Consider the following 11,473-nt stretch of genomic DNA (forward strand, 5'->3'; position numbering starts at 1 on the left):
CTCCTTCGTCAGTTGATGAGGTCACAAAAAAAAGCGACCGCAGTCGCCTCTCCCCTACCCTACGCGCCTACGGCGCGTGAAATCGGTTCATCGCCGCGTCGACCCCTTCGGTCAACGCCACGGTGATCGCGTCACGCGCCCGCTCCACCGCGGGAACGATCACCGCGGTTTCCTCGGCCGAAAACGCCTCCAACACGTATTCGACCGGATCGCTCCCGATCGGGGGTCGGCCGATCCCGACCTTGAGCCGGAGGAACGCGTCAGTTCCCAGCGCCTCGATGATCGAGCGCACGCCGTTGTGTCCGCCGGGGCCCCCAGCGCGCTTGAACCGCAGCTGCCCCAACGGGAGATCCAAGTCGTCGTAGACGACCAACAAGGCACCCGGTTCGCCGCTCGTTTCCGCGAGCATTGCGCGAACCGCGCTCCCGCTGCGATTCATGTAGCCGAGCGGTTCGACCACCCAAAGGTCTTCGCCGGCCAGAACTCCACGGCCGGCGGCACGGTCACCCGCCTGCCGCAGATCAATATGATGGGCGGCGGCGAACGCCTCGACCACCCGGAACCCCACGTTGTGGCGGGTCGCGGCGTAACGCGCGCCGGGATTCCCCAGCCCCACCACGACCTTCACGGAGGGTTATTTGCCCTTGGCTTCTTTGGGCTTCTCTTCCTTGCCCTTGGCTTCAGCCTTCGCTTCCGGCTTTCCGGCGGCCGCCGCAGCCGGTTCACCCTCTTCCTTCTTCTTGGTCAACACTTCAGGCTCTTTGGTTTCCTTGGGCGCGCCCGCCAAGAGCTCGGCGAGCTTCTCCTCGGACATCGGCATGGTGACGGACACCACAACCAGGTCGCCGTCGCCTAGAACCCGAATTCCTTCGCCGAGCTGAAGGTCGCGCAAATGGATCGCCTCGCCCGTCTTCAACTGCCCCGCGTCCACCCGCACGGCGTCGGGAATGAGCGCGGGCAGGCACTCGATCTCCACCTCGCGCAACCCGTGTTGAAGCACGCCGCCTTCTTTCACGCCGAGCGGCGTGTCGCCGACTACCTCGACGTGCACCTTGAGGCGAATCGCGCGGTCGAGCGCCACCTCGAACAAGTCGATGTGCAGCGGCTTCCCGGTGATCGGATCATGCTGCACTTCGCGGAGGATCGCCAATCGCTCCTTGTCTTTTTTCCCGCCGACCCGCAAATCGATCAGCGTGTTTTCCCCCGCCGCCGAGTGGAGGAGTTTGCTGAGGTCGGCGGGGTTCAGGCTCAATAACGTGGATTGCCCGCCGCTATACAGCACGGCGGGAATCTTTCCGCCTCTCCGCAAGGTTCGGGCCGCTCCCTTGCCCGCCTGGGTTCGCTGTTCAACCGTCAATTCGATGCGCTGCATGCCTTACTCCTTCCTCATCTCTCACGGTCACACAAATAACGAGCTCACCGATTCTTCTTCATGGATGCGTTTGATCGCCTCGCCCAATAACGGCGCCACCGTCAGCGAGACCAGTTTGCGGCACTTCTCTTCCTTGCCGTTTAACGGCAGCGTGTTCGTCACCACCAGCGTATCCAGAGGAGCCTGGTTGATGCGGTCGAGCGCGGGGCCGGACAGCACCGGATGGGTACAGCCGCCGAGGATCGTGCGGGCGCCCTTGTCGCGCAGCGCGATCGCACCCTGGGCCAGCGTGCCCGCCGTGTCGATCATGTCGTCGAGCAACAAGACATTCCGGCCGGCGACTTCACCGATGATGTTCATCAGCTTGGTTTGGTTGGGCCCTTCGCGCCGCTTGTCGATGATCGCCAGGCTGGCTTTGAGCCGTTTAGCGAACGCGCGCGCGCGCTCCACCCCGCCGGCGTCCGGAGAGACGACGACCAGATCGCCCAGCCCCACTTGTTTGAAGTGCTCCAGCAACACCGGTGTGGCGTAGAGGTGATCGACCGGAATATTGAAGAACCCTTGGATCTGCCCCGCGTGGAGGTCGATGGTCAAGACGCGGTGCGCGCCAGCCGTGGCGATCAGGTCAGCGACCAGCTTGGCGGTGATGGGCACCCGCGGCTGATCCTTGCGATCCTGGCGCGCGTACCCGTAATAGGGCAGCACGGCCGTGATCCGGTAGGCCGACGCGCGCTTGAGGGCGTCGAGCATGATGAGCAACTCCATGATGTGCTTGTTGACGGGATCCGACGCGGATTGCAGGAGAAACACGTCCATGCCACGGACGTTTTCCTCGATGCGGACGTGAATCTCGCCGTCGCTGAAGGTCCCGACCGTGGCTTCACCCACGGCGATCCCGAGATAATCACAGATCTCGTGCGCCAACGCCGGATTGGAGTTGCCGGTAAACAGTTTGAGTTCTCTCATCGCGTCACAGCCATTGTGAGTCCCTCAACGATCCAACGACCAGAACGGAGGTCAAACTTGTCTCGCAGCCTCGGCGCAGCAAACCGCGCCTGCGTTGCGCTACGCAAGCGAGGTTGAGTGGTTGGGGCGCCAGGATTCGAACCTGGGAATGGGAGATCCAAAGTCTCCTGACTTACCACTTGTCGACGCCCCAGTATTCGACGCCCGCGTCACCACGGTGCCCGCCTGAGCACCCGTACCACCCACCGCCGCCACGGCGGCGACACCTCGTCGCACGCCTTGGCCGCTTCCGCGCGGGTCGCGAACGTCCCGAACACGGTCGGTCCACTCCCCGACATACGCGCCACCCCGGCCCCGGCCTTGAGGAGCTGCGTTTTGATCTCCTCGATCACCGGGTACCTCGCGGCGCTGACCCGCTCGAGGTCATTCGGTATCGACCACACAGCCGCTGGAGGGGCCGGAGAGAAACGGCCCATTCTATAAATGGGCTTCTCATTTGTCAATTGGACGGTCTTGTCGAGCGTCTCGAATGCCCATTTGGTGGAGACGGAAAACCCGGGATTGACGAGAACCGCCCAGCACGGTACCGGGCCCGACGCGGACGGTCCAAGAGCAGGCACCGGTGTGACGCGCTCGCCCCGACCAGTCACCCAGGCGGTGGGACCGAAGAAGAAAAACGGCACGTCGCTCCCCAGCGTCGAACCCAGTTGAGCCAACCGCTGCCGGGACCAGCGCAGTCCCCACAGCCGATTGAGACCGATCAGGACGGTCGCCGCATCACTGCTCCCGCCACCCAGACCAGCGCCCAAGGGAATGCGTTTCACCAACTGGATCGCCCCGCCTCGCGAGCAGTCAGCCGCTCGGGCCAACGCAAGGGCTGCTTCGTACGCGAGATTGCCCCGCTCACTGGGCAGATCCGCGCCTTCCACCCCCAGCGTGATGCCCTGTCGGCGCGGCCGAATCGTGACCTCGTCGTACAGGCCCACCATCTGAAACACGGATTCCAACTCGTGGTACCCGTCCGGCCTCCGGCCCAACACGCGCAGGCACAGGTTGATCTTGGCCGGCGCACGCAGCGCGATCATCGACCAACCAACGCCTTCGACACCGAAAGGACCGTTCGGATCACCAGGGGCAACACCGCCAGGCCGATGCCCGCGGCGATGAACGCCCGACGCAGCCGCGTTTGCCGCGCGGTCCACGCATTTAGCCGGTCGCGATCCGCCATCCGATCGGACGGCCGCGGCCCGACTACCCGATCGTACAGCCATCGCAAGGGGAAGAAAATCAGCGAAAAATAGGCGAGCCAAACAGCGATGGAGATAAGTAAATCGCCCAGCATGGACAAGGCCCCCAGAGTCGGACTACGATAGCGCAGCCGAGCCGCAGGACGCAATCACGAATCGCCGAGGGGGCCTCCCATGTCAGACCTTTATCACGCCAACCACCGCCAACTCCAAGAACAGTTCGATACGGTGCGGCTGGCCGACCGCCTCAAACGTGACATCGTTCAAGATCACATTACGGAGGAAGACAAGGCCTTTATCGAGAGCCAGGACATGTTTTTCCTGGCCACGGTGGACGAGCGCGGGCGGGCCAATTGTTCGTACAAGGGCGGGGAGCCGGGCTTTGTCCGCGTGGTGGACGAGCGCACCATCGCGTTCCCCAACTACGACGGGAACGGCATGTACCTTTCGATGGGCAACGTCGCGCAAACCGCCGAAGTCGGCTTGTTGTTCATCGACTTCGAACACCAGTCCCGGATGCGCCTGAACGGCAGGGCCGCCATCAGCCCCAACGACGAGTTGCTGGCGCGTTATCCCGAAGCCCAGTTCATCGTCCGCGTCACGGTCCGCGAACTCTTTCCCAATTGCCCGCGTTACATCCACCGAATGCAGCGCGTCGCCCGCTCGCGCTTCGTGCCGAAAGCCGGATGCACAACACCGGTGCCGAGTTGGAAGGCGGGGGATTGGGTCAGCGACGTCCTCCCGGAGAATGACCCGGCAAAGGATCGGTCCAAGGAAGTGCTGGATCGGTAGTTCTGCTACCCCCGTCTCGGTCTCGACAATGCCAGATCTTCGCCGGTAAGGGGCTCGTCATCGGCTCAGGTTGTGTAGCTACCTCTGTGATGAGGCCCAGAGGTTCATGCGGAACTCAAAATATCCGAACTGAGATTTCTCTCGCCGGAAATTTGATGCTTCGAGGTATTCGGCGATCTTTGAATGAGTGTACGTGTCTTTATGGTCTTCGATTTCAACAGGGCTGACTAGCCTCAGCTTCGCCATCGTCTTCAACAGATAATCTGTCCACGCCGCCGGCGTCGTCAAGATAAAGATACCTCCTGGTCTCAAGACGCGATAGACCTCCCCTAGCAGGGTTGGTAATCGTCTGGGCTCGACGTGTTCGAAAACCGCGAGCATAGTGACCACGTCGAAAAACTGATTCTTGAAGGGCAGCGCCTCGGAGCGATGAATATCAAAGCTGATGAGATACGTTTTGCTTTCAACACATTCCGCGGCCAACGCTTCGCTGACGACTTGATCCACGCCGTATTTCTCACGAAACTGTGTGTGGAACAAGAAGTAGGGATGGGCCCCACACCCGATATCGAGCAGCCGCCCGCCCCGGTGGAGCTGGGGGATCAGTTGATTGGCCATCCTGGCCCGCTGTCTGGCTAAGAAGCCTTCGAGAAATCCGAATCCTCTAGTGGCCATAGGTGCCTAAGCAGTTTGGGTCATTCGAACGAACCATTACCTCGTCAGGGACCTCATGCAAGCACTCACACCCTACCCCTTCATCAAGTTGTATTTGAGGATGCACCACAACGCGACGATCCCGTCCCGCCATCCGATCTTCTTGCCTTCACGATAGTCCCGGCCACTGTAAGAAATCCCGATCTCGTAAATCCTCCATTTCTTCTTCACGATCTTCGCAGTAAACTCCGGCTCGAACCCAAACCTGTTCTGCTCCAGCTTCATCTCCCTGATCACTTCGACCCGAAACATCTTGTAACACGTCTCCATGTCCGACAGATTGAGATTGGTAAACATGTTCGATAACAGCGTCAAGAATTTGTTCCCGATCGAGTGCCAAAATAACAGCACGCGACGCTCGTCGGAACTCAGGAACCGAGACCCGTACACCACATCAGCCCGGCCGTCCAGGATTGGCTTGAGAAGGCGATGGTATTCCCGCGGGTTATACTCAAGATCGGCATCCTGGATCACCACGACGTCGCCTGTCACCTGTTCAAACCCGGTGCGTAGGGCCGCGCCCTTCCCTTTGTTCTTTTCATGGTAGAAGACCTTCACGCCCCCATCCGATACCGCCCGCAAACGCTCGCGAGTTCCGTCGGTTGACCAATCGTCGACGACGATGATCTCCTTGTCGATCGCTACGTCCCGCACACTCTTGATAATTTGGGCAATCGTCGTGACCTCGTTAAAAACTGGTATGATGACTGATAGTTTCATCGAACAAACCCCTCCCCGAGGACGGTCATTGCGGCGAGTTCGTAGCGCCCTCTCGTTGCCATTTCCTGCCGAACGAGACGCCAGCGAGGTAGACGTAGCTCGGCATTGCCATCATGAGCGTTCGGTTGATCGACATCTGATTTTCGAGGAACTCGTAGTTGTCGGTAAACAGAAAGGCCGCCAGAATGGCGCCAAAGAACAACCAGACCGGAAGGGCGAGAAATCCGACCTCCGTCTTCCACCAGAGTGGCGCCAACAGCCACACTGTGAGCAGGAAAAACGAGCCGAATAGATTAAAGCTGCCTTGGAGAAAGACGACCGCGAACAATCGGGGCAGTCCTTCGACGTGAAACGCAAGGCCCGCATTCGCCTCCGTCGGGGCGTAGGAAAGTCCGAGGTATGCCTTGAGGACGATCCAGGGAACAACCGGGCCGATCGCGATGGCGAGGTAGCTCACGGCGGATAGCCACGCCACGCGCCCGGACCAAGCCGCTATCAAAACGGTGATCGTGAGCGCCGGGAGGATCAAGACAATGCCTTCATTCTTGGTAAAAAGGACGGCGGCAAGGAACAGCGCGGACACATGTCCGGAGAACGCGTCACGGGCGGTGATGTACTCAAAACAATAGATCAGACAGGCGGTAAGAAAGAACGTCACCAACAAGTCAGCGTAGCCTGCGAAGGCATGATAAGTCATTAACGGAATGCTGACTGCGAAATACGCAAGGACCAGACCGCACCACCACCCTATTCTCTTGGACAGCCGCACCCAGATCATCCCGAACAGAAGGACGTAGGTCACGATTGAGTGAAAGGCAACGGCTGGGTCGCTCCACTTCCCCAGGAGCGTCGCCAACCACGCCCGGAAGAGTGATGGCCCCAACGGATAGTGCGCCATCTCCCCTCCCAGGAACGCATTGCTGTATGGATCCAAATCGAGTCGTCCGGTGGCGTGAAGGATCTTCGCTCGATAGTTCCAGTTGGCGACCGTGTCCCAAAAGTAGGCCGGAAACGAGAAGCCCTGGATAGACGCGAACACAAACTTTTCGATCACGAGAACGGCAACGATTCCAACGAGAAAAACTTGACCAGGCGAGCCGAGCGCGAGCATGTGAGGCGTGGAATTGCGCGGACGGCTCCAGCCGGAACGGTAGGCGTGAGCGATCCAAAGCGCAAATCCAAGACTGCCTCCGGCCAGGACAAGCCAGGCGGGAATGAGGCCGAGGTGGCCACCAGCGAGCAAAACAAGAAAGAGAGCCAGCGGGATCAATCCCAACGCAAGCGCCAATCCCAAGAGAAGGCGCTCGCCACTTCGGGCCTCCGTGGGACCCATCAGACGTAAGAGCCCATATCCCAAGAAGGTGAGTTCACCGAAGACCAGTGTGGCTCGAACGATGTCACTCATCGTACGTTTTTGAAGATGAACGCGTCTTCGCCGAAGCGGCCGAACGGTATGACCTGATCCGAGACCGGCGTCTCCTTCTCGCTCAACTGTCCATCGCGATACTGCATGTCGGGGTCCTGGAAGACGACCAAGTAGTCAGTATGGGCTTCCCGATCGAACACAGGCCGTGGGAACAGAAAATACCGAGCCCTCACAAGAAAGGGCCGACTGCTGAAAAACCCGACTGAGCTCTCGGGAGGTACGATACTCTTTGTGGCGTCCATGAATTCGTAGAAATCGTCGAGTTCAAAATAGTGGTGCGGCCGCGGCGCAGTGCCCAGCGAGTAGTGGAATTCCGCTCGGAGCGTCTGCACGTGGTTGTATGTTTCGCGGAGGTCGTACAGCAGCCAGAGAATCAGAAACGTCAGAAAGCTAATGTAGAGCCAAGACGGTATCGGAGCGAACGGTCCGTAAGAAAGGGTTTCCCCACCAGGCCGCGAACCAGCACGACCAACCCGGTGCACGAGGAATATCACCACCACTATGACGAGAAAGAAGCACAGGAGCAGGAGCGCGAAAGGCATACCAAGCAGGTCCGCTCCCCCGACAACGTTGACTTTTGCTGGAGTGAGTAACTCTGGTATCCAAAACTGGGACCACGACGCGAGAAAACGACTCCACGAAGTGCTCCGAAGAAGCACCAGCCGCTTGATCTCGATCAACCCATGAGCACCGTCCCAGCCAAGAGCTATTTCCGAAACCCGATCCTTCCAAGAGGGATAACCGTCCAAACGGATCAAATATGTATGAAACGACCCGTCACGGTAGATTGATTGTTTAACAAAGTTAGACCTTTCAGGCCGCCCATTACCGCTTGGCTTCCAGACTAACCTAAGCCGGTGGATACGCGGGTCTGTCCTCATGGTAATTTCCAAGAGGTCATGTTCACGTGGATCGAGCTGGCCCTGAACGGGGAAGACTAGGTAACTTTGAAACGAGGGATGAGCACCGGTTTGGACAACGACGGAATCAGAAGTCCTTCGGACCTGCTGAATTCCAACGAACGCGGCGCGATCTAGCCACGCAGGATCATCGAGCCTCAGCGGTGTTGCTGCCGTCGACCGAGGAATTGAGAGCAAGCAGACCGAATAGCACAATAGTATCGCCTTAAACGGGGCTGAGACGCCCGTTCGCGTCACGGCCGCCCCCTTACCCGCTTGGGACGACGCCCAACCATGCGACACCCTGCGTTCGCGTGCGGTCCCTCTCCCCGCATTGTTCAGACGGCCTGCGAAAAGGGTCCTTCAAGGTGAGGAACTGTTCTTCGGTTAGGGCGACTTGGTAGTAGCAAAGCACAACACCTGCGGTGATGGGATTGTGAATACGGATTCCGTGACCTCTCCTCGCTTCAGTTGGAGCTGCGCCTCCTCAACTTCCCTCATCCCGTGGGCGCCAGTATAGGAGTTCTCGCGCATCGCATCAACGGGCTCTTGCCCCGCCCGCTGAACCCAGCGCGGATAGCGGCAAGCGCCAGCCTAATTGACGCACGAGAGCCTATCGGATGCCGTACTTGCTCAACCGGTACCGGAACGACCGGAAATCCAATCCCAGAAGGCTGGCGGCGTCTTTCTTCACGCCGTGTGTGCGCTGGAGCGCCTTGAGCAGAAAATCTCGTTCAATGGTGGCGATCATGCCTTCGAGATCCACGCCGTCGGGAGGCAGCGACATCGGGATGGGGTCTTCGGTGGATCGCGGCAAGCACTCTCGGACCTGCTCCGGACCGATCGCTCCCGTGCCGGCGAGCGCGACGAGGCGCTCCATGACGTTCTCGAGCTCCCGCACGTTGCCCTTCCACTCCTGTTTGCTGAGCAGGTCGATGGCTTCGGGTTCGATCCGGGCGATGGTTTTGCCCATCTCCTGGGTGAACTTTTGGAGAAAGGCTTCGACCAATAAGGGGATGTCTTCGGGTCGCTCGCGCAGCGGGGGCAGGTGGATCGGGATGACGTCCAACCGGTAGTAGAGGTCTTCTCGAAACCGACCGTCCGCGATGGCCTTTTCAAGATCCCGGTTCGTGGCCGCCACGATGCGGACGTCGATCTTCATGTCGCGGGTGCCGCCAACCCGGCGAAACTCTTTTTCCTGCAACACCCGCAAGAGTTTGACCTGAATCCCGAGCGGCGTCTCGCCGATTTCGTCCAAAAAGATCGTCCCGTCGTTGGCGATTTCGAACAGGCCCTCCTTGTTGCTGATCGCACCGGTGAACGACCCTTTCATGTGCCCGAACAGCTCGCTCTCCAGCAACGGTTCGGGCAACGCACTGCAGTTGACCGTCACGAACGGCCGCTCCCGCCGCCGGCTGTTGTAGTGGATGGCCCGCGCGACCAGTTCCTTGCCGGTCCCGCTTTCGCCGAAGATGAGGACGTTGCTGTTCGCGTCGGCGACTTTCCGAATCAGGTCGAGGACCTTGTTGAGCTTCTCGCTGCGCCCCACGATCTGCTCGAACGACGCGCGATCCTGGACCACCTGCTTGAGCCGGGTGTTCTCGTCCTGGAGCTGCTTGCGCTCCAGGGCGTTCTTGACGAGCAACTTGACTTCGTCGATCTTGAACGGCTTGGTCAGATAGTCGTACGCGCCCTCGCGCATGGCCTCGACCGCGGTCTCGGTGGAGGCGAACGCCGTCATCATCAACACGATGGTGGACGGCGAGACCGCTTTTACGGCCTTGAGCAAGTCCAGGCCCGACAAACCCGGCATCTTGATGTCGGAGACGACCAGATCGTAGATCTCCTTGTCGATCAACGACAGGGCCTCGGGTCCGTGCGCCGCCACCGTGACGTCGTACCCTTCCTTTTTGAGCACGATCGAGAGAAACTCCCGCATGCTTTTTTCGTCGTCGACAATCAGGACCCGCTGCACCGTTTCCCGCTCCCTTCCGTGTGGTTCACGCCATGCGACTAAAGACTCACGCGGCACGTGCCGGGCGCGGCGTGCCTTCGCACGCCGGTTCCGCGTCCGCCTTGGAAACCCCGGACTCCGTTCCCGCCGGAAGCGTCACGATCACCTGGGTTCCCTTGGCCCACTCGCTGTGGACGTCCACGTGGCCGCGGTGTTCTTCGACGATCCGATGCACGATGGCGAGCCCGAGTCCCGATCCCCCCGGTTTAGTCGTAAAAAACGGGACGAACATACGCGGGATGTCGTCGGGGCGTATGCCGCAACCCGTGTCGCTGATTGCCACGGCCACCGCCGACCCGGTGGCGGCGGCCACAGGCCGCAGGCACACCTCCAGGCGTCCGCCCCCGGGCATCGCCTGCAGGGCGTTCAGCGCCAGGTTCCACACCACCTGGCGAAGCTGGTTCGCGTCGACCTCGACCCTCAACTGGGGGTCGGAATACCGCTCCACGATCTCGATGTCGGTACGACAATCAGGGTGTGTGCGGAGCAGCGCCAGCGTGTCTTTCACCAGCGGCACCAGGTCGCACGATCGTTTGTGGGGCGACGAGGGCCGCGCGTACAGCAGAAACTGCCCGATGAGTCCGTTGAGGCGCTCGGTCTCCCGCATCGCGATGCCCATCAGGGTCTGATACTCGCCGTGCAGGGAGAGCTCCTGTTGCAAGACTTCCATGGCGCCGCTGATCGCGGCGAGGGGATTGCGGATTTCGTGCGCGAGTCCTGCGGCCAGCTCTCCCACGCTGGCGAGGCGCTCGCGTTGGTGGACCCGGTCTTCAAGCGCCTTGATTTCCGTGAGGTCCTGAAAGATCCCCACCATTCCCACCGGTGCGCCGTTGGAGTCTTTCAACCACGACAGCGTCATACCCAACAACACGCGCCGCCCGTCGCGCCGAAGCGTCTCGCGCTCGAAGCGATACGGGACTCCGCGCTGTGCCAAGCGGCCGTAAAAGACCGGCCCCTCGTCCCACCCGAACAGGTCCCAACACGGCCGCCCGAGCACGTCGATGGGCGTGAGGGCCAAGATTCCGTAACCCGCGGGATTGAACGACGTCACCCGGCCATCGAGGTCCGCCGTGAACAAACCGCTGCTCATGCTCTGCACGATGTTTTCGTGAAACGCGGACAGCGCCCGGAACCCGCTCTCCCGTTCCTCCAGGCGCAGGGTCGCATCGGCGGCCGCCGCCACGAGGTGATTGCTCAGCAGGAACACGGCCACAAACGCCAGGATCCGCAGCGTCATCGAAGCCAACTCGCCACGATGCGTCCACCACGTCGCCCCGTCCTGGTCGACCAACGAGGGCCACGCCACCGTGGCGTAAATCGTCG

Annotated in this window: 12 protein-coding genes and 1 tRNA gene; 1 reads left to right on the forward strand and 12 read right to left on the reverse strand. The window is 60.6% G+C overall.

The features are described from left to right. Positions 1 to 67: 67 nt before the first annotated feature. From pth to AB1451_08080, 6 genes are all read right to left on the reverse strand, one after another. Positions 68 to 628, reverse strand: a complete 561-nt coding sequence (gene pth, locus AB1451_08055; GenBank protein ID MEW6682862.1) for an aminoacyl-tRNA hydrolase — start codon at positions 626 to 628, stop codon at positions 68 to 70. Between the two features lie 6 nt (positions 629 to 634). After that, a complete protein-coding gene (locus tag AB1451_08060) occupies positions 635 to 1,372 on the reverse strand; it encodes a 50S ribosomal protein L25 (protein MEW6682863.1) in 738 nt (245 codons plus the stop codon). Between the two features lie 27 nt (positions 1,373 to 1,399). Next, a complete protein-coding gene (locus AB1451_08065; GenBank protein ID MEW6682864.1) occupies positions 1,400 to 2,338 on the reverse strand; it encodes a ribose-phosphate pyrophosphokinase in 939 nt (312 codons plus the stop codon). A 118-nt stretch (positions 2,339 to 2,456) separates the two neighbouring features. Continuing rightward, positions 2,457 to 2,531 (reverse strand) — tRNA-Gln (locus tag AB1451_08070). Between the two features lie 16 nt (positions 2,532 to 2,547). Further along, entirely contained in the window at positions 2,548 to 3,423 is an 876-nt protein-coding gene (gene ispE, locus AB1451_08075) for a 4-(cytidine 5'-diphospho)-2-C-methyl-D-erythritol kinase (protein ID MEW6682865.1), read from the reverse strand. Then, entirely contained in the window at positions 3,420 to 3,680 is a 261-nt protein-coding gene (locus AB1451_08080) for a hypothetical protein (GenBank protein MEW6682866.1), read from the reverse strand. The genes ispE and AB1451_08080 overlap by 4 nt, the downstream gene beginning before the upstream one ends. 79 nt (positions 3,681 to 3,759) lie before the next feature. Between AB1451_08080 and AB1451_08085 the strand changes: the two genes are divergently transcribed. Then, positions 3,760 to 4,377: a pyridoxamine 5'-phosphate oxidase family protein gene (locus AB1451_08085; GenBank protein ID MEW6682867.1), complete on the forward strand. Its 618-nt coding sequence runs from the start codon at positions 3,760 to 3,762 to the stop codon at positions 4,375 to 4,377. Between the two features lie 78 nt (positions 4,378 to 4,455). Here the strand turns inward: AB1451_08085 and AB1451_08090 are convergent, their stop codons facing one another. The 6 genes from AB1451_08090 to AB1451_08115 all read right to left on the reverse strand — a co-directional run. Further along, the gene (locus AB1451_08090; GenBank protein MEW6682868.1) at positions 4,456 to 5,052 is read right to left on the reverse strand and encodes a class I SAM-dependent methyltransferase; all 597 of its coding nucleotides are present in this window, start codon (positions 5,050 to 5,052) and stop codon (positions 4,456 to 4,458) included. Positions 5,053 to 5,124: 72 nt separating this feature from the next. Continuing rightward, positions 5,125 to 5,811, reverse strand: coding sequence for a glycosyltransferase family 2 protein (locus tag AB1451_08095; GenBank protein ID MEW6682869.1), 687 nt, complete (start codon positions 5,809 to 5,811; stop codon positions 5,125 to 5,127). Positions 5,812 to 5,836: 25 nt separating this feature from the next. Next, a complete protein-coding gene (locus tag AB1451_08100; GenBank protein MEW6682870.1) occupies positions 5,837 to 7,216 on the reverse strand; it encodes a hypothetical protein in 1,380 nt (459 codons plus the stop codon). Beyond that, complete coding sequence (locus AB1451_08105) at positions 7,213 to 7,779, reverse strand: hypothetical protein (protein MEW6682871.1); 567 nt, start codon at positions 7,777 to 7,779, stop codon at positions 7,213 to 7,215. Before AB1451_08105 ends, AB1451_08100 begins: the two co-directional genes overlap by 4 nt. Positions 7,780 to 8,749: 970 nt before the next feature. Continuing rightward, on the reverse strand, positions 8,750 to 10,111 hold the full coding sequence (locus AB1451_08110) for a sigma-54 dependent transcriptional regulator (GenBank protein MEW6682872.1): 1,362 nt from the start codon (positions 10,109 to 10,111) through the stop codon (positions 8,750 to 8,752). Between the two features lie 46 nt (positions 10,112 to 10,157). Next, positions 10,158 to 11,473 (reverse strand): ATP-binding protein (locus AB1451_08115; GenBank protein MEW6682873.1); only part of this gene is annotated, 1,316 nt, incomplete at its 5' end.

The sequence above is a fragment of the Nitrospirota bacterium genome (assembly GCA_040757335.1).
Lineage (GTDB): Bacteria > Nitrospirota > Nitrospiria > 2-01-FULL-66-17 > 2-01-FULL-66-17 > JBFLXB01.